At 50.8% G+C, this 21946-nt stretch carries 20 protein-coding genes; 8 read left to right on the top strand and 12 right to left on the bottom strand.

Annotation, left to right across the window (positions count from 1 at the left end; genetic code table 11):
• Positions 1 to 20 precede the first annotated feature (20 nt).
• The 5 genes from dapB to purL form a co-directional block, all read right to left on the bottom strand.
• Entirely contained in the window at positions 21 to 848 is an 828-nt protein-coding gene (dapB, locus tag SYNPCCP_RS00330) for a 4-hydroxy-tetrahydrodipicolinate reductase (RefSeq protein WP_010871272.1), read from the bottom strand.
• Positions 849 to 934: 86 nt separating this feature from the next.
• On the bottom strand, positions 935 to 1267 hold the full coding sequence (locus SYNPCCP_RS00335; RefSeq protein WP_041425898.1) for a co-chaperone YbbN: 333 nt from the start codon (positions 1265 to 1267) through the stop codon (positions 935 to 937).
• A gap of 153 nt (positions 1268 to 1420) precedes the next feature.
• Positions 1421 to 1687 carry a DUF2442 domain-containing protein gene (locus SYNPCCP_RS00340; protein WP_020861351.1) on the bottom strand — a complete coding sequence of 89 codons (267 nt, stop codon included), beginning with the start codon at positions 1685 to 1687 and terminating at the stop codon, positions 1421 to 1423.
• Positions 1647 to 1886 carry a DUF4160 domain-containing protein gene (locus SYNPCCP_RS00345; protein ID WP_020861352.1) on the bottom strand — a complete coding sequence of 80 codons (240 nt, stop codon included), beginning with the start codon at positions 1884 to 1886 and terminating at the stop codon, positions 1647 to 1649. Before SYNPCCP_RS00345 ends, SYNPCCP_RS00340 begins: the two co-directional genes overlap by 41 nt.
• A gap of 21 nt (positions 1887 to 1907) precedes the next feature.
• A complete protein-coding gene (gene purL / locus SYNPCCP_RS00350; protein WP_010871274.1) occupies positions 1908 to 4241 on the bottom strand; it encodes a phosphoribosylformylglycinamidine synthase subunit PurL in 2334 nt (777 codons plus the stop codon).
• Positions 4242 to 4378: 137 nt separating this feature from the next.
• Here purL and SYNPCCP_RS00355 point away from each other — a divergent pair, with 137 nt between their 5' ends.
• Positions 4379 to 5131 (top strand): hypothetical protein, encoded by a 753-nt coding sequence (locus SYNPCCP_RS00355; protein WP_010871275.1) that lies wholly within the window; start codon positions 4379 to 4381, stop codon positions 5129 to 5131.
• Positions 5132 to 5136: 5 nt separating this feature from the next.
• On the opposite strand, the gene SYNPCCP_RS00360 is transcribed toward SYNPCCP_RS00355, so the two are convergent.
• A complete protein-coding gene (locus tag SYNPCCP_RS00360; RefSeq protein WP_010871276.1) occupies positions 5137 to 5700 on the bottom strand; it encodes an NUDIX hydrolase in 564 nt (187 codons plus the stop codon).
• Between the two features lie 31 nt (positions 5701 to 5731).
• Positions 5732 to 7294 (bottom strand): efflux RND transporter periplasmic adaptor subunit, encoded by a 1563-nt coding sequence (locus SYNPCCP_RS00365; RefSeq protein ID WP_010871277.1) that lies wholly within the window; start codon positions 7292 to 7294, stop codon positions 5732 to 5734.
• A 268-nt stretch (positions 7295 to 7562) separates the two neighbouring features.
• On the opposite strand from SYNPCCP_RS00365, the gene gmk reads away from it, so the two are divergent.
• From gmk to SYNPCCP_RS00380, 3 genes are all read left to right on the top strand, one after another.
• On the top strand, positions 7563 to 8138 hold the full coding sequence (gene gmk / locus SYNPCCP_RS00370) for a guanylate kinase (RefSeq protein ID WP_010871278.1): 576 nt from the start codon (positions 7563 to 7565) through the stop codon (positions 8136 to 8138).
• Positions 8139 to 8216: 78 nt separating this feature from the next.
• The gene (locus SYNPCCP_RS00375; protein WP_010871279.1) at positions 8217 to 9548 is read left to right on the top strand and encodes a histidine phosphatase family protein; all 1332 of its coding nucleotides are present in this window, start codon (positions 8217 to 8219) and stop codon (positions 9546 to 9548) included.
• Between the two features lie 51 nt (positions 9549 to 9599).
• A complete protein-coding gene (locus SYNPCCP_RS00380) occupies positions 9600 to 10859 on the top strand; it encodes a glycosyltransferase (RefSeq protein WP_010871280.1) in 1260 nt (419 codons plus the stop codon).
• A 117-nt stretch (positions 10860 to 10976) separates the two neighbouring features.
• Here SYNPCCP_RS00380 and SYNPCCP_RS00385 read toward each other — a convergent pair whose 3' ends face one another.
• The 3 genes from SYNPCCP_RS00385 to SYNPCCP_RS00395 form a co-directional block, all read right to left on the bottom strand.
• The gene (locus SYNPCCP_RS00385) at positions 10977 to 11351 is read right to left on the bottom strand and encodes a sulfite exporter TauE/SafE family protein (RefSeq protein WP_010871281.1); all 375 of its coding nucleotides are present in this window, start codon (positions 11349 to 11351) and stop codon (positions 10977 to 10979) included.
• Positions 11352 to 11457: 106 nt separating this feature from the next.
• Positions 11458 to 12102 (bottom strand): HEAT repeat domain-containing protein, encoded by a 645-nt coding sequence (locus SYNPCCP_RS00390; RefSeq protein WP_010871282.1) that lies wholly within the window; start codon positions 12100 to 12102, stop codon positions 11458 to 11460.
• Positions 12103 to 12258: 156 nt separating this feature from the next.
• The gene (locus tag SYNPCCP_RS00395; protein WP_010871283.1) at positions 12259 to 13953 is read right to left on the bottom strand and encodes a transglutaminase family protein; all 1695 of its coding nucleotides are present in this window, start codon (positions 13951 to 13953) and stop codon (positions 12259 to 12261) included.
• A gap of 224 nt (positions 13954 to 14177) precedes the next feature.
• On the opposite strand from SYNPCCP_RS00395, the gene SYNPCCP_RS00400 reads away from it, so the two are divergent.
• From SYNPCCP_RS00400 to SYNPCCP_RS00420, 4 genes are all read left to right on the top strand, one after another.
• Positions 14178 to 14852, top strand: a complete 675-nt coding sequence (locus SYNPCCP_RS00400; RefSeq protein WP_020861356.1) for a hypothetical protein — start codon at positions 14178 to 14180, stop codon at positions 14850 to 14852.
• A 105-nt stretch (positions 14853 to 14957) separates the two neighbouring features.
• The gene (locus SYNPCCP_RS00405) at positions 14958 to 15923 is read left to right on the top strand and encodes an SPFH domain-containing protein (protein ID WP_010871285.1); all 966 of its coding nucleotides are present in this window, start codon (positions 14958 to 14960) and stop codon (positions 15921 to 15923) included.
• Between the two features lie 645 nt (positions 15924 to 16568).
• On the top strand, positions 16569 to 18593 hold the full coding sequence (locus SYNPCCP_RS00415; protein ID WP_010871286.1) for an Rne/Rng family ribonuclease: 2025 nt from the start codon (positions 16569 to 16571) through the stop codon (positions 18591 to 18593).
• Between the two features lie 83 nt (positions 18594 to 18676).
• The gene (locus SYNPCCP_RS00420) at positions 18677 to 19249 is read left to right on the top strand and encodes a ribonuclease HII (RefSeq protein WP_010871287.1); all 573 of its coding nucleotides are present in this window, start codon (positions 18677 to 18679) and stop codon (positions 19247 to 19249) included.
• Positions 19250 to 19258: 9 nt separating this feature from the next.
• Here SYNPCCP_RS00420 and mutT read toward each other — a convergent pair whose 3' ends face one another.
• On the bottom strand, positions 19259 to 19669 hold the full coding sequence (gene mutT, locus SYNPCCP_RS00425) for an 8-oxo-dGTP diphosphatase MutT (protein WP_010871288.1): 411 nt from the start codon (positions 19667 to 19669) through the stop codon (positions 19259 to 19261).
• Positions 19670 to 19765: 96 nt separating this feature from the next.
• Positions 19766 to 21922, bottom strand: coding sequence for a polyribonucleotide nucleotidyltransferase (locus SYNPCCP_RS00430; protein ID WP_010871289.1), 2157 nt, complete (start codon positions 21920 to 21922; stop codon positions 19766 to 19768).
• Positions 21923 to 21946: the final 24 nt, after the last annotated feature.

Raw genomic sequence — 21946 nt, forward strand, 5'->3', positions numbered from 1 at the left:
TTAATTTTTACCCTAAGTGACTAGAGTAGTTTTTCCAGACCGTAAACTAAGCCCTTCAGTTCTACCACTTTACGAATGCCTAAAAGTACCCCCGGCATATAGCAAGCCCGGTCGGTGGTGTCGTGACGGATGGTATAAAGTTGCCCTGGGGAACCAAATAGGACTTCTTGATGGGCGATTAGCCCCGGTAAACGAATGCTGTGGATGGGAATTTGCCCTGGCCCTAGTCCTCCCTTAGCTCCCGCAATGGTTTCCTTTTCTTCTACGGCCGGTGGGTTAAATGTTTTGCCCATTTCCGCTAACATTTGGGCGGTTTTAATGGCAGTGCCGCTAGGGGCGTCGGCTTTCTGGTTATGGTGTAATTCGATAATTTCCACGTGGTCAAAGTATTGGCAGGCTTGCACAGCAGCTTGTTGCATCAACAGAACTCCAATGGCAAAGTTAGGGGCAATCAGACAACCTGTACTAGCTTTTTCAGCAAAATCCCCTAGGTCTTGGATTTGTTGCTCACTCAATCCGGTGGTACCCACCACTGGCCGCACCCCATAGGCGATCGCCGAACGAACATTGTCATAAACGCCGCTGGGATGGGTGAAGTCCACCATTACCCCTTGAATTTTTTCCTGGGTGGCCAACACCAACACACTCTGGAGATCAGCTAAGACAGGAACTTCCAGGGGGGCAATGCCCACCACTTCGCCAATGTCTTGACCTTGGAGACTGGGATTATGATCCACTGCCCCCACCAATTGGAGATCGGGGGCTTGGGCTACGGCTTTAATTACTTCCCGGCCCATTTTTCCAGCCGCACCGTTCACTACCACAGGAATTAAATCTTGATTAGCCATAATTGCCCCAGCTTTATCCGAATTGCTCAACTGATTAATCTCTCCATTGTTGGGCAACCGTTAACCCAGGGCAAGCACTGGATGGTTCAGGGAGAGAAAAGGGAAACTGCTATTTGTTCCCGGATGCGATGGAGATCTTCCCTAACCCGAAAATCCTCTAGCCGTTGAATCACCTGACCACGGTTAAAGAGGATCAGAGTGGGAAGATTTTTTAAGCGGTAGGCGTTGGCTAAATGCAGGTTGACATCAGCATTAACCTCCACACAAACGAGTTGCTCTTGCCATTCGCCGTGGAGATGGTTGAGCAGGGGTTTGACAAAGTGACATAGTCCGCACCAGGGAGCGCCAAAGTAAACCAAGATCGGTTTTGGACATTGAAGAACGAGGTTATCAAAGTTGTCTTCGTTAACGGCTAGCATGGGCATGTTTCTAGCGGACTGATCCCTTGTTGTCCATGCTACAACCATTTTCGACCCCAAAGGGAGGACTGATCCCAACTGATCCCCTTGGTTTTGCTAGCCCAGACGACGGGCGATCGCCGTGAAGTGGCCTTTAACAAGCCAGGTAATTAATTAAGATTCAGTACAAACTAGGGGAAAACGTTCAGGATGTTTGATGATGTCCAAGGTCAAATCTACGTCCAGATCGGGCCAATAAAAATGATTGGCGGTTGGCTCAATGACATTGAAAATATGTTTTACCAGAGCGTTTTTAAACCAGGGAAAATCGTCGTAGGACAAAAATAACTCATTGTCCCCAGACAACAACCAAATTCCATGGCTAGAAATATGGGTAATTTCAACAGTTGAAATGTTTTTGCCAAGCGTCTCTAAGCTCATTTTGTCTGGCCTCAATAATCTTTTCGATGGTTTTCAGTTCCGACCGAGATAACTTGTAGTTTTTTGCCAACTCAATTTCAGGTTCAAGCCAAAACTTTGCTTCTCCCTTTTCGCAATAGATATGGACGTGCATTCTTGTTTCTTCACGAGAAAAGAAGAAAAAACGATAGCCCTCCTCTTTAAAAACCGTTGGACTCATGGAGTTTTTCCGTTGCTAGTCTTAGGATTTTAGCCGACGGGCGATCGCCGTTTGCCAAGGTTCTGTCAGAGCGGAAACTGGTAAATCAATCAGAGCGTTATTTTGGGCATCGATAAAAGTCAAGTTGCCCTGTGCTGTACCCACTACTCCCAATTTTTGCCAGGGTAAGGACTGACCAGCTAAATAGTTTTCCCAGGCAGGCTGATGTTCCGGTGCCACCGCTACCACAATGCGACTGGCGGATTCCCCAAACAGCAAGTTATCCAATCTTTGGTCGGAATCAGGTAGATTAATTTCCGCTCCCAACTGACTGGCGATCGCCATTTCTGCCAGGGCTACCGATAAACCCCCTTCCGCACAGTCATGGGCCGCGTTCACCCAACCTTGGGCAATACCATGGCGACAGGCTTTTTGCACTGCTTTTTCCAAATCGAAATCCACCTGGGGCGGCTGACCAGCAACGGTGTGATGGACAACGGCTAAATATTCCGATCCCCCGAGGGTATTGCCGTCATTACTACCCAGTAAGTAAATGCCATTCCCCGAATTGCGCCAACCTTGGCCAACAACTTTATTGATGTTTTCCACCCGTCCCACCATGCCAATAACCGGCGTGGGATAAATGGGTTGGGGTCTACCGTTGGAGTCCAACGTTTCGTTATACAGGCTGACATTGCCCCCCGTCACTGGGGTGTTTAACTGCCGACAACCCTCCGCAATGCCTTCACAGGCCAGGGCCAACTGCCAATAGCCCACTGGATTTTCAGGGCTACCAAAGTTTAAATTATCCGTTACCGCCAGGGGTTCTGCTCCCACACAACTGAGATTTCGAGCCGCTTCTGCCACTGCGGCCTTGGCCCCTTCCAAGGGATTTAAGTAAACGTAACGGGCATTACAATCTGTGGTGGCCGCCACCCCGATCACACATTCCTCTGGTTTGGCATCCAGGGGACGCACCCGCACCACCGCCGCATCGGCCCCACCGGGCACTATGACCGTATTGTTTTGTACTTGATGGTCGTATTGACGGTAAACCCAATGCTTAGAGGCAATGGTGGGACTGTCCAACAGGGTTAATAACACTTCATTCCAGCTTTGCTTTTGCCCTGCAATTTCAATGCCGGCGATCGCCGCTGGAGATAAATCACTTTCCTGCCATTGCCAAGCTTGTTGGGCATAGTCGGGTGCTTGGTCTAGCAACTGACGATGGTAAATGGGAGTGTTATCGGCCAGGGCTGTAGCGGGAATTTCCGCCGCAATCCCTCCTTGGAAAAAGATCCGCACAATGGGATCCGCAATCACCTGCCCCGCCACCACCGCCTGTAAACCCCAACGATGGAAAATATCGATTAATTCCTGTTCCCGCCCCGGTTGAGCCACAAATAACATCCGTTCTTGGGATTCGGATAGGAGATATTCGTAGGGCACCATGCCCGTTTCCCGCACTGGAATTTTATCCAAATCCAACTCAATGCCCACGCCTCCCTTGGCTGCCATTTCCGCCGTGGAACAGGTAATGCCCGCCGCTCCCATGTCCTGGGCCGCCACCACTGCCCCACTTTTAAAGGCTTCCAAGCAAGCTTCAATTAAGGATTTTTCCAGAAAGGGATCCCCCACCTGCACCGCTGGGCGATCGTCCATGGACTGATCCGTTAACTCAGCACTGGCAAAACTGGCTCCCCCCATGCCATCCCGTCCCGTGGTGGAACCGACATATAAAACTGGATTGCCTATCCCAGAAGCCCCAGCTTTGACAATTTCTTCCGTTTCCATCAAACCCAAGGCCATGGCGTTGACGAGGGGATTACCGGAGTAAGCCGGATCAAAGTAGATTTCCCCGCCCACAGTGGGCACACCAACACAATTACCGTAATGACTGATCCCATCCACTACCCCGGTGAAAATACGTCGATTCCTAGCATCGTCCAAATTACCGAACCGTAGGGAATTTAAAATGGCGATCGGCCTCGCTCCCATGGTGAAAATATCCCGCAGAATCCCCCCTACTCCGGTGGCGGCTCCCTGGAATGGCTCCACTGCGGAAGGATGGTTATGGGATTCGATTTTAAACGCCAATCTCAGGCCATCCCCCAAATCTACGACCCCGGCATTTTCCCCAGGCCCCACTAAAATGCGTTCTCCTTCGGTGGGAAAGTTACTCAGTAGGGGACGGGAATTTTTATAACAACAATGTTCTGACCACATGACACCGAACATTCCCAGTTCAGCTTTGTTGGGATGGCGGCCGAGCCGTTGCACAATATCTTCGTATTCTTCGGGTTTGATACCTTCGGCAGCGATTTCGGCGGGAGTAAAGGGGGCGGTCATGGCAAGGAGGGTAAAAGGGTCAGGCATTCCAGGCTCATTTTATCTGACATTGCCTAAAAACAATCCGGTTAGATAGTTCAAGGTAGAATGTGCCTAGTGTCCACCGGGTTTGAAATCTGAGCCCCAACCCGGAATACCTTTTTTAAAACTGACTTTGATCATCCATGGCCGATTCTGCGCTACAACCTCGTCAGCATCCCATTTCTCCCCCCAGTCACCCCAAACAGTTCCGGGCGATCGGGGTGGTATATGGACGCTACTATGCCAGCGAGGAATCCAGTCAACGGGGAATATTGGTGACGGAAACCGGTGACATTGTGGAGTCAGTATTATTAGGAAAAACTTTCAGTTTGTTTAAGCGCCATGTCAACTTGGAAGATCCCCATTTTTGGGTGGTTTATCCCCGACTAAGGGATAAGGATGATCACCTTCATTTTCAGTTAGCGGGATTATGGGAACCGGAAAATCTTGGCCCGGGGCTCACTTCAGCTTCTGAGCCGGCTTCGGACAATTTACCTAGTTTGAAAGTAGATCACCCCTATTTTTCCATTCGGGGGGAAGTGGTATTTGTATCCCAGGCTAGGGAAAATATTGTGATGAAAATTCGCCAATCCCCCAAGCCCCCCAGCAAACGACCCTTATTTTTTAAGGTAAAAATTAGCGGAATTTTAAAAGATGCGGAAGGAGAGATTTGTCGCCGTCCACTCCGGCATTTTTGGGATATTGAAACGACGCTGCAAGGCAATGAATTAGTGTTGGAAAAAGCGACTGATCTGGGGCAGATACAACGGCGGCCTAGCCCAGGCAAATCTGCCATCAAGTCAGCACCCAAACCAAAAACTAGTATGCCCAAGCCTGTCAAAAAAAACACCACGACTCCGTCAAAATCATCCCCCGCCAAACGTCGTTTGTTTTAGTTTCTTTAAAGCAAATGGCGCATCCAGAAGTAACTGGCAATGGACTTTGCGTCGATCATTTCCCCTTTGGCGATCGCCGTTTCAAACTGGTCGAATGTCATTAACGCCACTTCAATGTCTTCGTCTTCATCCTGGGCGGGCGGATTGGGTAATTTTTCCAGATCCGTGGCTAGATAGGCATAAATAATTTCATCGGAGTAGCCCGGAGCCAGGGGAAATTGACCAATGGTTTGCCAGGTATGCCCCCGGTAACCAGCTTCCTCTTCCAATTCCCGTTTAACGGTTTCTGCTGGATTCTCCCCCACTTCTACGGTGCCCGCCGGAAACTCCAACAGCCGCCCCGCCAATGCAAAACGATATTGCCGCACTAGCACCAACTGACCTTCGCTGGTAATGGGCACCACTAGGGCTCCCCCTGGGTGCTGGATCAGTTCCCAGTCCCCCACCACCCCATTGGGCAATTGCCTACGACTAACATCAAAGTTAAATTTACGTCCCCGGTAAAAAAGTTTTTGCTGGAGCACCGGAGCAATTTCCAGAGGATGAGGGGATGAATCTGGGGCAATCATACTAGACAAAAAAGAGAGAGCTAAATAAATTCTAGGGGGTTGGGTTGGCTGAGCCTTCTGTCGGCGCTGGCTGGATGGGGGCCCCGTCTTGCACCCTCAATAATCCCGCCGTGATAACCCTGTCTCCCGGTTCTAACCCGGACAAAATTTGGTAGTTACTGCCCTGGATACTGCCCAGGTTAACGGACTTTTGTTGGGCCACCAGGGCTGCTTCTCCGGTTTGCTCATTTTCCTTGTCCTGGACAACGTAGACAAAGCTTTCCCCTCCAATGCGGGTGACGGCCACGGTGGGAACCACTAGCCCTGTGTCTTGCTGCCAAATGATCCGGGCCTGCACCAACTGACCATTGAGTAGTTTTTGGTTTTCGTTACTGAAAGTGGCTCTGACTAATACACTTTGACCATCGTTGTCCACATCGGGGGAGACAAAACTAATTTGTCCTCTGGCGATCGCCTTTTCTTGACCATCGAGGATTTCTACAACTAGACCGGGGCGTAACCGAGGCGCTTGGGCTAGGGGCACGGCTAAATTCAGATCTAACTGTTGGTTTTCAGTCAAATTGGTTAAATCATCGTTAGCTTGGACGTAATCTCCCAACTTTACGGGAATGTAGCCCACTACCCCAGCAAAAGGGGCGGTAATTTCTGATTTATCGAGGCGGGCCTGGAGAGTTTTCACACTGGCCAAAGCCTGACCTACCCGGGCCCGAGCTTGGGCAATGGTTTCGGGTCGTTCCCCAGCTTGTAAACGGTTTAAATTTTGCCGTTGGGCATCCACTTCCGCCGTTAACCTTTCCACATCGGAGCTACGGGCTTGTCTTAGTTGTTGTAACCGTCGTTGGGCCGCTTCCACATCGGCGATCGCCTGCCGTTCTTCCTTCAACTGTTGGTCATAGGCATCGAGGGAAATCACCCCTTGGTCCCGCAGATTACGAAACCGCCGCACCCGCTCACTGGCCAATTCCGCCGCCGCCTTGGCGGAATCTAATTGAGCTTGGGCCTGGGCAATTTCCTCGGGACTGGCCCCCCCCTGGGCATTGGCTAAACGGGTTTGAGCTTGACGTAACTGGGCCGCCGCCGCCGCAACATCTTCCTGACGACTGCCCGCCTCCAACTCCGCCAATTGGGCCCTGGCCGCCGCTAGATTAGCCTGAGCTTCCAGCAACTGAGTTTGTAGAACATCGTTGTCAATACGAAATAAAACCTGCCCCTGTTCTACCCGTTGCCCTTCCCTAACTAAAATTTCCTCGACCCGCCCATCAATTTCTGAATCAATTTCCATCCCCTTGGGGGCTTCCAACGTTCCCATCAACGTGGTGAAATCCCTCACCTCAGTGGGCTCTAACACTTGCCATTTCACTGGTGCTGGTGGCATTTGACCCATCATGGCCCCTCCGGGAGGGCCGCCGGAACGGGACTGAAACCACCAGTAGCCACCACCTCCTAGCAACAGTAAGGCTCCCACCACTAGCCAGAGTCGTTTGCCTGGTTTGGAGGCTTGGGGAATGGGTTGAAAGGACAAATTCTGTTTACCAATACTTTGTTCCTTTTCCGATTCCGAAGAAGTTTCGTGCAGTACGGGTGGCTCAGTCATGGGTAAGGGGAGACTAAATGGGCTAATCTTTAAGAAAAGTTTACACGGATGTAAATTCCTAGGGTAACGGATCTTTTCCCCGGAGCGCTTCGTTCCTAGGGAGTATTTGAGGATTTTAAGGTTGTGCTTACTAAAAAGTCGAGCCAAACTGAACTTCCACCCAGTATTGCCCAGCTATATTGCTATCTAGCCCCTGTTTTTGCTTGTTAATTCCTTCGGGGGTTACTCATAATTATTCACTTTTGTTATTAAGTAATTGTTAAGCTCCATGGCTCCAGACCAAACTTCAGTAAAAGGACAATTAATTGTGCTAACGGGCCCCAGTGGTGTGGGTAAGGGGACTTTAGTGCAACTGCTGTTGGAGCGCCAACCCCATTGGTTTTTGTCCATTTCCGCCACTACCCGATCGCCAAGGGCTGGGGAAGTAGACGGGCAATCCTACTATTTTCTAACCAAGGAAGAGTTTCAAACTTGGATTGGGGAGGAAAAACTATTGGAATGGGCCGAGTATGCCGGTAACTATTACGGCACTCCCCGGCAACCAGTGGAAGAACAGATTGCCCAGGGCAAAACCGTGTTGCTGGAAATTGAAGTGCTGGGGGCCAGGCAAATTAAACAAACTTTTCCCTCTGCCCGACGGATTTTTATTTTGCCCCCCTCTGTGGAGGTGTTAGAAGAACGGTTACGGGGCCGGGGTTCGGACAGTGAAACGGCGATCGCCAAAAGATTGGCCCAGGCCCAGCAAGAATTGCAAGCGGCGGCGGAATTTGATTACCAAGTGGTGAACGATGACCTAGACCAGGCTTTGCACCGCTTAGTGAAGTTAATTGGGGAGGAGGAGTAGCCCCGGGATTAAAATACGCCCACTGCCACCCCAACCCTGTAAAATTGGTCTGATTTTATCGTTCAGGAGGCAGGGGGATTGGCTACTCGGGTCATCATTGTTCGCCACGGGCAGAGCACCTACAACGCAGAAAAACGGATTCAAGGGCGCAGTAATCTATCGGTACTCACCGATAAGGGCAAAGCCGATGCCCAAAAAGTCGGGCAAACCCTCAATTCCCTGGCGATCGACAAAATCTATTGCAGTCCCCTACGCCGGGCCAAGGAAACGGCCCAAATTATCCAAGCCAGTTTCGCCCACCCCCCGGAGTTGATTCCCAGCGAAAACTTGTTGGAGGTCAATCTGCCCCTCTGGGAAAAAATGACCAAAGACGATGTGGCCCACCAATATCCCGAACAATATCGTCTCTGGCACGAAGCACCGGATCAATTGGCCATGACCGTAGATGGAGCGGAATATTACCCCGTTGCGGCTCTCTATGCCCAGGCCCAAAGATTTTGGCAGGATGTGTTAACCGATGCGGCGGGACAAACCCTGCTGATTGTGGCCCACAATGGCATCAATCGTTGCCTGTTAATGAGCGCCATTGGTATGCCCGCTTCCCATTACCAACGCCTGCAACAGTCCAACTGCAATATTAATGTGTTGAATTTTAGTGGTGGCTGGGGCGATCCGGTGCAACTGGAATCCTTGAATCAAACCGCCCATATGGGGGTACCTCTGCCACCTCCCCGCAAGGATAATAATCGTCTGCGGTTACTGCTTATCCGCCATGGGGAAACCCAATGGAATCGGGAAGGACGGTTCCAAGGTATTCGGGATATTCCCCTCAATGACAATGGCCGCCATCAAGCCCAAAAAGCGGCGGAATTCCTCAAAGATGTGCCCATTAACCTAGGCATTAGCAGTCCCATGGCTCGGCCCAAGGAAACGGCGGAGATTATTCTGCAATATCACCCAAGCATAGAGTTGGATTTACAGCCGGAATTGGCGGAAATTTGCCATGGCCTGTGGGAAGGCAAGCTAGAAACGGAAATTGAAGCGGAATATCCCGGATTATTGCAACAGTGGAAAGATGCCCCCGCCACAGTGCAGATGCCGGAAGGGGAAAATTTACAACAGGTCTGGGACCGGGCGATCGCCTGTTGGCAGGACCGGGTCAAATTCTATAGCCAGGGGGATGGTTCCACAGTGGGCATTGTGGTGGCCCATGATGCCATCAACAAGGTGATTTTGGCTTATTTGTTGGGTCTTACTCCCGCTCACTTTTGGCAAGTTAAACAGGGTAATGGCGGGGTGAGCGTCATTGACTATCCCCAGGGTCTAGATAAGCCCCCAGTTATTCAAGCCATTAATTTGATGGGCCATTTGGGCACAGTGTTGGATAAAACCGCCGCCGGAGCCCTATAGTCCTGTCCATAGCCAATTATCCCCCCATTTGTTCCCTAACTCTTGTTTGCTATGACTCACTTTGGTTTGCTCTGTCCAGCAACGACGGGTCATCTCAATACCATGTTGCCCTTGGGTAAGGAACTGCAACAGCGGGGTCATACTGTGACCATGTTTGGGGTGCTAGATGCCCAAGCCAAAACCCTAGCGGCCGGTTTGAATTTTCAGGCGATCGCCACAACGGAATTTCCCTTGGGAGCCCAGGCAGAATTTATGGCTGAGTTGGGCAAACTCAGTGGCATTAAAGCTTTGCAATACACTGTGGCCAAAATCACCCAGAAAGCGGCGGCCTTCTTTGAGGAAGCCCCTGGGGTCATGGCCAAAGCCGGTGTGGAAGTTTTATTAGTTGATCAAGTTTCCCAAGAAGGGGGCACCATTGGCGATCGCCTGGGTATTCCCTTCATCAGTATATGTAGCGCTGTCGTACTTAATCGAGAGCCCACCATACCGCCCTATGCCACCCCTTGGCCATATGATCCTAGCTGGTTGGGACAATTGCGGAATCGCCTTGGCTATGGACTTTTAAATCGGGCCACTAAACCGATTACAGCGTTAATTAATGACTATCGTCAGCGTTGGAATTTACCCGCCCAATCTAGCCCCAATGACCGTTATTCCCCACTAGCACAAATTAGTCAGCAACCGGCAGCGTTTGAATTTCCTCGGGAATGTTTACCAAGCCGTTTCCATTTCACTGGCCCTTTTCACAGCAATGTGGGGCGAGATATAGCTGATTTTCCTTGGGAGCAATTGACCGATCAGCCCATAATTTATGCCTCCCTTGGTACTATTCAAAATCAGTTAATGAGCACCTTTAAAATCATTGCCGAAGCCTGTATGGATTTGGATGCCCAATTGATTATTTCCCTGGGGGGAGCCAAGCTAGAATCAATGCCCGCACTACCTGGTAATCCCCTCGTTGTTAATTACGCTCCCCAACTGGAACTTCTGCAAAGAACAGCCCTTACCATTACCCACGCTGGGCTCAACACCACGTTGGAATGCCTCAATAATGCAGTACCCATGGTGGCCATTCCCATTGCCAATGATCAACCGGGAGTAGCGGCCAGAATTGCCTGGGCTGGAGTGGGGGAATTTATTCCCTTGAGTAAATTGAATACGAACAATCTGCGGGCAGCCCTTGAAAAAGTCCTCACTGAAGATTCTTATAAAAGAAATACTCTCCAGCTTCAACAAGCAATTAAAACTGCTGGAGGTCTTACTAAAGCGGCGGATATTATTGAGCAGGTAACAGCGGAGGCCATGGGCTAAATTTTGCAGGTTTCAACATTGGGAAATCTTGTCTCTTTACAACGAAGAATTTGATATGGGTAAGAATTTCAAGAAATATTTTAAAGTTCACCCCAGGAACATTACCGCCGTCTAAAACTATTTGCCCCAAATCATTTTCAGGGCAATGACTAACATTGCTCCCCCAAAAATCCGCCCCAGTAATTCGTTAGAAATATTGGTGGCTACCCTAGCGCCAAACAAACTACCAAGCACAAATCCCAGGCAAATTAGTACCGCCACTTTGATGTCCACGTCCCCCTTTTGGTAGTAGGTCCAGGCCGCCGCTAAACCAATGGGAGGCACCATGAGGGCGAGGGTGGTGCCCTGGGCTAAATGTTGGCTAAAACCAAAACCGAATACTAGCACTGGCACAATGATCAATCCACCGCCGATACCAATCAGGCCGCTGGCAAAGCCGGCTATTAAACCTAGAGCAATAAAACTAATAATAGTAAAAGTGTTAATGGCCATCTTTGCTGGATAGAGTAAATAGGAAATTTTTCGTTCCAGTGTATGGCTAATCTGGGTCCAGGTTTTGACAATCTATCAAAGTGACGTCTAGAGGTGCTCTAAAAGCCTAGATTGGGCCGATGTTTTCCAGGGTCCAAAGGATGCGTTCCCCCACGATCGCCTCTGGTTCTTGTTCTACAAAAGACTGGAGAAAATCCTTTAGGGGTTGGCGGTAATGCTGGGCCTGCTTGGCTAAATTTTCCAGACCGGCGATCGCCCCGTAGCGTACCACCCATTCAGGATCTTCACAAACTTGGATCAGAGTGTCGTAAATGGCTTTTTGTACTGTCTCTTGTTCTTCCTGGGGTAGGGATTGCCAACGGAGAAAACCCAGTCCCTTGGCCGCCGCCCGCCGCACACTCAAGGCAAAATCCGTCAGGGCCGCTTCCTGCAATAGGGCCAATGCCCTGGGGTCGCCGATGCCAGCACAGGCTCTGGTGGCCCAGGCCCTAGCGCCATAATTGTAGCCATCCATATTGGCCAGCAAGTGAGTCATGGCCGCATCGCCGATTTGGATCAGCCCATCCACCGCCGCCACCGCTGCCCCTGGATTGTTGTAGCGCAACACCGTGGTTAATTGGGGCACTGCCAACGGCGATCGGGTGGCCGCCAAAGCCCGCACAGCCCCCACTAATTTGGCTGCCGAGTCTGCGGTTTCCACCGCTTGGATCAATCTTTCGATTTCTGGAGTTACGACGCTATTACCCTCCATGGTTTAGCCCCTGAAGCCTACGCTAATGACAGTGAACCACCTTAACATTGGTTTGACCCCAACCCCTGCACAAATACCTGGTATTGACAGGCGCTGAGCTATTCCCAGCCCTTAGCCATGGATCGTAGACGAAGTTTCTCTCTTATCAGAGCTGAATTAATGGGCCAAATGCGCCGCCGGGTCTAATTCCTCCAGGATGGTGAACTGCACATGATTAATCGCCAACTCACCAATGGAAACCACCTGCTTATTGACGGGAATGCCCTGACTCAATAATTGCTCAAAGGGTACATCCTTGGCGGTTTCGGCATGGTACCAAGCCAAACCCATAAAGAAACGGGTGGGGTACGGGCCACCGTCATTGGTGTCGTCGGGGTTAGATTCCATGGGCAACCAACCAATGCCAGGTAAATAAAATTCAAACCAAACATGGTTGAAGTCCGGCTCCATAGGCAAATTACGCTGGAGGGGATGGGGTGGACATTTATAGCGGCCAGCGGTGCGGCAAGCAATGCCATTCAAACGAGCTAGGGCTAACAAAACTCCCACATATTCCCCACAGGAACCGACCCCCCGGCGGAGAGCTAAGTCAGGGGTATCAATATGAGGTTTTATGCCGTAGGAAAGGCGATCGTAGACATAGTTCCGGATATTGAACATTTGGCGGAGGAGGTTGGTTTCCCGACCGATCGCCTCGGCCGCCGCCCGGATAATAATGTCCGTTTCCATGCTGAGGTTGTCGTTATCCACCAGGTAACGGTCGGCAAAACCCTCAGGTAAGGCGGGAAGATGCTCACAATCACTGGGTTTCAGGCGATATTTAATGCCCCATACTTCCATTTCCACCCGCCAGCCAAACACGGCCCGACTATCTAAATCAAGCTGGTCAAACTCAAACACCGCCACCTTTTGACCGTTGACATCATCAATGCGGCTAAAGGGTAAACCCACCGATTCAATTTTGCGAATTCTTTGGCGGGGGGTGACCGCCGGTAGAGCCATGCGCCATTCCACTTGTTTTAAATCAACGGGGTCCAGGGGGGCCAGCTCCTCAACGTAACGCATCTCCACCAGGTAACCGTTGGAAAAGGCACAGCACTGGTGGGGGTCGTTATAGAAATAGAGGGGATGGATGAAGGTGGTCTCCCGATACATCAACTCATGGTTAGGATCGGCGTTGGGATTGTCCCGGACGTAGGGTTCCTGTTGTACGTAGGCCACATAGAGGGTCGCTTTCCCTACGGCTTGATCATCATAAAAAGCCAGGCCAGTGGGGCTTTCAAAGGGGGTAATCAGGCTAAAGTTAATTTCCCCGGTGGCCCGGTCGAGGCAATAGACACTCTGTTCAGCACTGTCACAGACCCACAGTTCTTCCCCCCGCACGGTAATGTTTTCCACCCCAATGCCGGGACTGTAAAAAGTCGCCACTAGCTTGCGGGTATCCCGGCCATAGACCCAGATGTGGCCCCGTTTATGGCAGGTGATGTACACAGTGCTTTCCCAGATGGCCACCCCATTGACTGGGTCATCAAACCAAGCAAATACCTCGGGCTTGAGGTCTGGCCCCTCCAGATTACAGGTGTACACATACTGTCCTGAGCTAAACCATAACTGCCTGTCGGCGATCGCCAGGCCGGTGGCCCCGATGAATTCCTGCCAGTACTGGCCATTGAGCAACTTAGTGTTGTTGGTGTAGGGATCGATTTCCAACAGATAACCATTTTTGCTGTCCACAGCCAAGAGACGCTCTCCATCGAAGACAATGCCATGGATGGAAACAGCGGCCACGGGACGAATGGTTTTTCCCACAAAAGTAGATGAATCGGGCACAGAATCGACAACCATAGACACTAGATGGCAGGACAGTTTAGGCAATTCTACAGCTTAACAAAGGGACCGGTGGAGCAGATGCTCATCACGAACGTTCCCCTCCTACTGTCCCTAGAGGTCGTGCTACCATGCCGTTAGAATGGAAAGGAGGGCAACAAAAACCACTGTTAAACTGTCCTTCTGTCCTAGGAAAGTGCTTCTGTCTGGGCACAATGTTGAGAGAAATTGCCAAAAGGATTGAGACAATGGCTAATAGGATAGGTTCACTAAGTTTGGGTTTACTCACTGCCCTAATGGGGGGAGAGTCCCTGGTATCCGTGGCGACGGCCGTCCCTTCGGCCCCCCCCCTGGCGATCGCCCAGAATGGAGTTTCCCCTTTGACGGTGGACGTTTTAAAAAACCTGAGCTACACCATTCCCGACCAAGGTACATATTCCCTTAACAATGGTGTGTTCGCTGGGGGAACTTTTAGCCTTAATCTGATCAAGCCCATTGCCATTGGGGATGTGGACCAAGACGGCGACCAGGATGGGGCGGTGATTCTCCGCCGACAGAGTGTAGTTAGTGCCGACGAATTGATCTATCTAGCGGTGGTGACCGTGGAGCCCGATGGTTCCCCCACTAACCCTGACACCTATTTCCTTGGCGATCGGGTGCGGGTGCAAAGTTTAGTGGTTAAAAATGGGCAAATCCGTCTCAACATCTTGAAGCACCAGCCGGGAGATCCCCAATGTTGCCCCAGTGCACTGGTTTCGGAGGCGTATCAGTTGAACAGTGGAGAAGGGACCCTCGCGCCGATCACCCTCAATGAACAGCAACGCCAAGAAATTCACATTCAGGATTTACCAAGCCAGGCCCTTCCGGGGGATCAAGACGAGCCATTCCAGCCCTCCCTCGATCAATTCCAAATTCAACTCTAGCCTTTCCATATAGGGAAGTTAACTATTCGTTACCGCTCTTTTACTGAATTTATTGTTGGTTTTACTAAACATTGACCTTTTTCCCAGTCACAGCGGAGCTAAACCATGGAAGCCTTTTTTCTCTTCTTTCTCGTCTTCTTCGGATCGGCGATCGGTACATCCGTCAAAATTGTTAACGAAAAAAATGAATACCTAGTGGAACGCCTAGGAAGTTATAACAAAAAACTTACCCCAGGGCTGAATTTTACGGTTCCTATTTTGGATCGGGTCGTTTTTAAGCAAACCACCAGGGAAAAAGTCATCGACATTCCCCCCCAATCCTGTATTACCAAAGACAACGTGGCCATCACCGCCGATGCTGTGGTCTATTGGCGCATTATCGATATGGAGAAAGCTTATTACAAGGTGGAAAATTTACAGTCCGCCATGGTGAACTTGGTGTTGACCCAAATCCGCTCTGAAATTGGCAAGCTTGAGTTGGACCAAACCTTCACTGCCCGGACGGAAATTAATGAATTACTACTGCGGGAACTGGATATTTCCACCGACCCTTGGGGGGTGAAGGTTACTAGGGTGGAATTACGGGACATTATGCCTTCTAAAGCAGTGTTGGATTCCATGGAACTGCAAATGACCGCAGAGAGAAAAAAACGGGCGGCTATTCTCACTTCCGAAGGTCAACGGGATTCTGCCATCAACTCCGCCCAGGGGGATGCCCAAGCTCGGGTGTTAGAAGCGGAGGCTAAGAAAAAAGCGGCTATCCTCAATGCAGAAGCGGAACAACAGAAAAAAGTGTTGGAAGCTAAGGCTACAGCGGAGGCCCTCAGTATCCTTACGGAAAAATTGAGTTCTGATAACCATGCTCGGGAAGCGTTGCAATTCCTTTTGGCCCAGCAATATCTCAATATGGGCACCACCATTGGTAGTAGTGACAGTAGCAAAGTGATGTTCCTTGATCCCCGTAACATTCTTTCCACCCTGGAAGGAGTACGGTCTATTGTGGGGGATGGGGCCCTAGATGAAGGATTAGAGGCGGCTTTGAATAAGGTAGACCGCCATCGGGCAGTTTAGGCAGTTAGCTTGGGGGCTGGGCTTTCTTGCTAAAGGCTACCATTTCAGGTTATATTCAGTTTAAATTCCTTGGGTATTAGGTTTATTTTTTGACAATGCCCGGGATATTTTGGGGGGACTCCAACCCCTCAGGCTTGACGTCCAATGGAATCATTGACGTTGATCCAGGGATAACCAGCAAAAGTTATGCCCCTGTAGTGAATCGCCGTAAGCAGCCCCCGATTCTTCTTTTCTAATCGTTACCGGTTGTCGTTCTTGCGGTGAAGAAAAACAGATAGTTTTTTCCGTCTTAAACTGCCTCCAATACTCTTGCCTATCTATCTCCCCCGTCCGTGCGATGGGCGGCTGTCCCCTGGGAGTTTCCCTGGGAATATCTACGGCTTTCTCCAGCAAGCTGACTGTAACCCCTGTCCCCCAAAGGTCCCTGTTCACCCCCAATCGGGCAGCTGGGGTGGCAAAAAACGGTCACAACTATAGCAACTGAGATGACGGGAATAGTTCACTGGGCCAGAGGGTAGGTTGACCCTAGAGAGGAAAATATTCAGTTTACCCAATGTCCAACATTACAACATTTTTCTGTAGGCCACCTTGCCCCTGTCCACACCACTGGGACCGCTTTGGGATGGCCTTTTGAGGAATATATTTATGCCAAAACAAATTGTCATTGCTGAAAAACATCAGGTTGCTGCTGTTTTTTGGAAGGATCAAATTCAAGAATTGGTGGTGTCCACGGGCAGCCAACAGGTGGGAGATATTTATTTAGGCTTAGTTGACAATATTCTGCCCAGCATTGACGCCGCTTTTATTAACATTGGGGACACCGAAAAAAATGGCTTTATCCACGTCAGTGACCTCGGCCCAGTTAGATTAAGGCGCACCGCCGGTTCCATTTCTGAACTTTTATCTCCTCAACAAAGAGTGTTGGTGCAGGTGATGAAGGAACCCACCGGCAATAAGGGCCCCCGCCTAACTGGAAATATCAGTATGCCGGGGCGTTATATGGTGTTGATGCCCTATGGCCGGGGAGTGAATCTTTCCCGTCGGATTAACCGGGAGGAGGAACGCAGTCGTTTGAGGGCTTTGGCTGTGTTAATCAAGCCACCGGGCATGGGACTGCTAGTGCGGACTGAAGCGGAAGATGTGCCGGAAGATGCGATTATCGAAGATTTGGAAAATCTGCAAAAACAATGGGAATTGGTGCAACAACAGGCCATGACCCGTAGTGCCCCCATGCTTCTGGACCGGGATGATGATTTCATCAAGCGAGTGCTGCGGGATATGTACTCCAGCGAAGTGAATCGCATTGTGGTGGATACCCCGGCGGGGATGAAACGGATTAAACAACAGTTGATGAACTGGGATCAAGGTCGTTTGCCGGAGGGAGTTTTAATTGATTGTCACCGGGAATCCCTCAGTATTCTGGAGTATTTCCGGGTCAATGCCACTATCCGGGAAGCCCTTAAACCCAGGGTGGATCTGCCTTCGGGGGGTTATATAATCATTGAGCCGACGGAAGCTTTGACGGTAATTGACGTTAACTCTGGTTCCTTTACCCATTCGGCCAATTCCCGGGAAACGGTGCTCTGGACTAACTATGAAGCGGCGACGGAAATTGCGCGTCAGTTGAAACTGAGAAATATTGGCGGGGTGATCATTATCGATTTCATTGATATGGATTCCCATAAGGACCAGTTGCAACTTTTGGAGCATTTTAACCGCTGCTTGGAAACGGATAAGGCCAGGCCCCAGATCGCCCAGTTGACGGAGTTGGGACTAGTGGAGTTGACCCGTAAGCGCCAGGGACAAAATTTGTATGAACTATTTGGACAGCCTTGTCCTGAGTGTGGTGGTTTAGGACATTTGGTGGAACTCCCTGGCGAGAAGGGTTTTGTTTCCCTGTCCCCCACAGCGGTCAACAGTAGCATTCCCCCCCGGTTGGTGGAAAAACCGATTCTCTCTCCCCCCGTTGCCAAGGTCAATGACCTGCCCAAGAAGGAAGAAGCAAAAATATCTAGCCCCCTGGACTTACTTTTCCATCCTAATTATCAAGAGCAGGGCGATCGGGATAGTAACCGTCGTCGTCGTCGCCGTCGAGGCTCGGAGTTTTCTGAAAAGGAAAATATTAAATCTGTGGGAATTTCCCGTAGTAAGGGTCCCAGCCCCAGCCCCACTAAGGAGAAAGTGACGGGCACTGCTCCTCCCCGCCGTGAACGGCCTTCCCGTCGAGTGGAAAAAACCTTGGTTCCGGTCGATGTCGCCATGACAACGTTGGAGCAGGATATTTATGCTCGTATGGGAATTTCTCCCCTAATCAAAACGGAGTACGCTGATCAAGACCCCCGCTCCTTTATGGTTTCGGTGGTTACGGCGGGAGCGGCCTTGGAGGGAAACACTAACGGTAGTGGCAGTCTGGTTAATGCTGTTATTACAACGGTGGACAATGGAGACAACGGGGATAACGTCCCCAGTGATGGGTTGACAATTGTATCTGAGGTCACAGCCCCAACCCCGGTTATTGAGCAACCAAGGGAGGAAACGGTTGAGCCGGAACAGGTTGTCTTACCCCAACTTGATGATGAAACTCCAGCCGCTCCGGTGGCAGAGGAGTCTGCTCCCATAGAAACAAAAAAACGTCCTGGCAGAAGACGGCGGCGTTCTTCAGCGGAGTAGGTATTAGCTTGATTCACCCCTCCAGTGACTACAACGATCGCCAATGGTGGCAAGAAAGCCAAGGATTAGGTGGCGATCGCCTGGTGGCGGGGGTGGATGAAGTGGGGCGAGGCGCTTTATTCGGGCCAGTGGTGGCGGCGGCGGTGCTAGTGCCCATCGAAGCCATTAACCAATTGCAGGCCTTGGGGGTAAAGGATAGTAAACAGCTTTCTCCCCAACATCGTTCCCAGTTAGCCCAGGCACTGCCCGATTATGTCCATAGCTATGGCATTAGCTTTGCCGATGTGCCCACCATTAACCGGGTTAATATTCGTCAAGCCAGTCTGTTGGCCATGGAAAGGGCGGTGCAAAAATTGCCTGTTATGCCGGCCTGGGTGTTGGTGGACGGGCGGGATACTTTACCCCACATTGCCATGGCCCAAATGGCCGTTACGGGGGGGGATAGAAAATCTTTACTAATTAGTGCTGCCAGCATTTTGGCTAAGGTGTGGCGGGATACTTTAATTACCCGTTTAGCAGAACGCTTTCCTGGCTACGACCTGGCCAGCAATAAGGGTTATGGTACGGCCAAACATCGTCAAGGATTAAGGCAGTATGGTGCGACTCCTCTACACCGACCGCTTTTTTGCCGCAAAATTATTGAAAACCCAGATTGAGTAGCCCGGTCAACTGAGAAACTTTTGGCGTAGGGCCTGGATAATTTCCCCATTAGCCTTGGGAAAACGGTACTCGCCCAAATCGGTGATCGCCACCCAGCGGATTTCTTCACAGGCAATGGTTTGGGGCTGCCCCGAGAGATATTGACAGAGATGGACGTAGAGAGTTAGGCGCACCTGGGGATAACTATGGTCAATGGTGATCAGAGATTCCCCCACCGCCACTTCAATGGCAATTTCCTCCCGCACTTCTCGGACAATACATTCAGCCGCCGTTTCCCCCGGCTCTAGTTTGCCCCCAGGAAATTCCCATAGCCCCCCAAAGGAACCTCCCACCGGACGGCGATCGATCAATACTTCACCTTGGTCATTAATAATTACCGCTACGCCAATTTGTTTATGCTTGCTGGGAAAAGTCATAGAATTTGCCAGAAATTTACAAAATGAGCAAAAAATCCCCCAAGATATCGAATCTTAGGGGAATAATACAGAGTTTTAATGGTCTTTGACTAACAATTAACCCCGGCTAGCGTTACGACGGGCTTCCGCTGCTTCATCGGGGTGAATGCCCAAGCGGGTGAGGTTCAAGCGGCCTTTACTGTCAATTTCCCGTACTTTGACAATGACCTCATCGCCCACACCCACTTCATCTTCCACCTTGCCAACCCGGCCTTCCGTTAGCTGGGAAATGTGGATCATGCCTTCTTTTCCAGGTAGCACTTCCACAAAGGCACCAATGGGAATGATGCGGGTTACCCGACCGAGGTACACTTCCCCTTCGTTGAGTTTGCGGGTCATGTTATAAATCATTTGCCGCGCCCGTTCTGCCCGTTCCCCTTCACTGGAAGCAATGGTGACGGTACCGTCGTCGGCAATGTCAATCTTACAACTGGTTTGTTCGGTGATGCCCTTAATGGTTTTACCACCGGGCCCAATAACCATGCCGATGTGTTCCGGCTCAATTTTCAGGGTTAACAACCGGGGGGCAAAGGGAGACAACTCAGGACGGGGTTCCCGGATCGTCGCCAACATTTTGTCGAGGATATGGAGTCGGGCGGGGAGAGCTTGCATAATGGCTTTGGACACCACTTCCATGCTCAGACCATCAATTTTCATATCCATTTGCAGGGCGGTAATACCGGAATCGGTACCAGCTACTTTGAAATCCATGTCGCCAAGGAAATCTTCAATGCCCTGAATGTCGGTGAGAATGCGAATTTCATCCCCTTCCTTGATTAAACCCATGGCGGCGCCACTAACGGGTTTTTTAATCGGTACCCCCGCATCCATGAGAGCAAGGGTGGAGCCACAAACGGATCCCATGGAAGTGGAACCGTTGGAAGACAGCACTTCCGACACAACCCGTACCACATAGGGAAAGTCTTCCTGGGGGGGGAGCACTGGTATGATGGCCCGTTCAGCAAGAGCACCGTGGCCAATTTCTCGGCGGCCAGGGGAGCGCATGGGGCGGGCCTCACCGACGGAATAGGGGGGGAAGTTGTAGTGATGCAGATAACGTTTTTCGTCCTCGGGATGGAGGTCATCCGCTAAATCTTGGGCATCGCCGGGGGAACCAAGGGTAGCCAGGGAGAGCACCTGGGTTAAACCACGGTTAAACAGTCCACTGCCATGGACCCGGCGGGGTAGAAAACCGACTTCGCAGCTAATGGGGCGTACCTGTTCGAGTTTGCGGCCGTCTACCCGTACTCCATCATCAACAATCTGTTTCCGCATTAACTTTTTGGTCAATGCTTTGTAGAGGTTGCCGACTAGTTTGGGGTCTTCTTCTACACTTTGTTTAACGGGATCGGTTTCTGGTAATTCGGCGATCGCCGTTTCCACTTCGGTGGCTTTAATTTCATCGAGGGCGGCATCCCGACCATCTTTACCCAGGTCAAATTGACCGAGCACGGTGATGATTTTTTTAGAGGCTCTGTTTGCAATGAACTCTTCCACGGCGGTATTGACCGGGGGCGGCTCGGAAGTGGCCAGGGTAATGCCCAGGTCTGTCATCAATTCCCGCTGGGCGTTGATCAGATCCTGCACTGCTTCATAGCCAAAATCAATTGCTTCGATGATGTCCTGTTCCGGCAACTGGTTCGCCCCAGCTTCCACCATGACAATACCGGCGGGGGTACCGGCCACCACCAGGTCCAAATCTCCGTTATGGACTTCCCGATAGGTGGGATTAATAATGAAATCATCCCCTACTAAACCTACCCGCACAGCGGCCATGGGACCTTTGAAAGGAATTTGGGCCAGGATGACCGCCACGGAAGCCCCGGTCACCGCTAACACATCGGGGGGCACTTCCTCATCCATGGAGAGGGTGGTGGCTACTATTTGCAGTTCATCCCGCAGCCAATGGGGGAATAGGGGACGCAAAGGACGGTCAATGAGGCGGCTGATTAATGTGGCCTTTTCTGGGGGTCGGCCTTCCCGCCGCAAAAAACCGCCCGGAATACGGCCTGCGGCATAGAGTCGTCCTTCGTAGTCCACCGTTAAGGGTAGAAAATCAATGCCATCCCTTCCTTTAGCTCTGGTCGCCGTGACCAACACCGCTGTATCGCCGGATTGAATGAGGACTGAACCTCCTGCTTGGGGGGCTAGGGTTCCCATTTTGAGTCTTATATCCCGTCCGTCGAAGGATATGGACTTGTCAAACTCTTGCATTTAACGTGTTTTCCTTATGTGCTA

This window comes from Synechocystis sp. PCC 6803 substr. PCC-P, assembly GCF_000284455.1.
In the GTDB taxonomy this organism is placed as follows: Bacteria; Cyanobacteriota; Cyanobacteriia; order Cyanobacteriales; family Microcystaceae; genus Synechocystis.

What these genes read in the sequence shown, in the direction of transcription:
- dapB (WP_010871272.1), bottom strand. Translation starts at nt 848, where the DNA reads ATGGCTAATCAAGATTTAATTCCTGTGGTAGTGAACGGTGCGGCTGGA.
- SYNPCCP_RS00335 (WP_041425898.1), bottom strand. Translation starts at nt 1,267, where the DNA reads ATGCTAGCCGTTAACGAAGACAACTTTGATAACCTCGTTCTTCAATGT.
- SYNPCCP_RS00340 (WP_020861351.1), bottom strand. Translation starts at nt 1,687, where the DNA reads ATGAGCTTAGAGACGCTTGGCAAAAACATTTCAACTGTTGAAATTACC.
- SYNPCCP_RS00345 (WP_020861352.1), bottom strand. Translation starts at nt 1,886, where the DNA reads ATGAGTCCAACGGTTTTTAAAGAGGAGGGCTATCGTTTTTTCTTCTTT.
- purL (WP_010871274.1), bottom strand. Translation starts at nt 4,241, where the DNA reads ATGCCTGACCCTTTTACCCTCCTTGCCATGACCGCCCCCTTTACTCCC.
- SYNPCCP_RS00355 (WP_010871275.1), top strand. Translation starts at nt 4,379, where the DNA reads ATGGCCGATTCTGCGCTACAACCTCGTCAGCATCCCATTTCTCCCCCC.
- SYNPCCP_RS00360 (WP_010871276.1), bottom strand. Translation starts at nt 5,700, where the DNA reads ATGATTGCCCCAGATTCATCCCCTCATCCTCTGGAAATTGCTCCGGTG.
- SYNPCCP_RS00365 (WP_010871277.1), bottom strand. Translation starts at nt 7,294, where the DNA reads ATGACTGAGCCACCCGTACTGCACGAAACTTCTTCGGAATCGGAAAAG.
- gmk (WP_010871278.1), top strand. Translation starts at nt 7,563, where the DNA reads ATGGCTCCAGACCAAACTTCAGTAAAAGGACAATTAATTGTGCTAACG.
- SYNPCCP_RS00380 (WP_010871280.1), top strand. Translation starts at nt 9,600, where the DNA reads ATGACTCACTTTGGTTTGCTCTGTCCAGCAACGACGGGTCATCTCAAT.
- SYNPCCP_RS00385 (WP_010871281.1), bottom strand. Translation starts at nt 11,351, where the DNA reads ATGGCCATTAACACTTTTACTATTATTAGTTTTATTGCTCTAGGTTTA.
- SYNPCCP_RS00390 (WP_010871282.1), bottom strand. Translation starts at nt 12,102, where the DNA reads ATGGAGGGTAATAGCGTCGTAACTCCAGAAATCGAAAGATTGATCCAA.
- SYNPCCP_RS00400 (WP_020861356.1), top strand. Translation starts at nt 14,178, where the DNA reads ATGGCTAATAGGATAGGTTCACTAAGTTTGGGTTTACTCACTGCCCTA.
- SYNPCCP_RS00405 (WP_010871285.1), top strand. Translation starts at nt 14,958, where the DNA reads ATGGAAGCCTTTTTTCTCTTCTTTCTCGTCTTCTTCGGATCGGCGATC.
- SYNPCCP_RS00415 (WP_010871286.1), top strand. Translation starts at nt 16,569, where the DNA reads ATGCCAAAACAAATTGTCATTGCTGAAAAACATCAGGTTGCTGCTGTT.
- mutT (WP_010871288.1), bottom strand. Translation starts at nt 19,669, where the DNA reads ATGACTTTTCCCAGCAAGCATAAACAAATTGGCGTAGCGGTAATTATT.
- SYNPCCP_RS00430 (WP_010871289.1), bottom strand. Translation starts at nt 21,922, where the DNA reads ATGCAAGAGTTTGACAAGTCCATATCCTTCGACGGACGGGATATAAGA.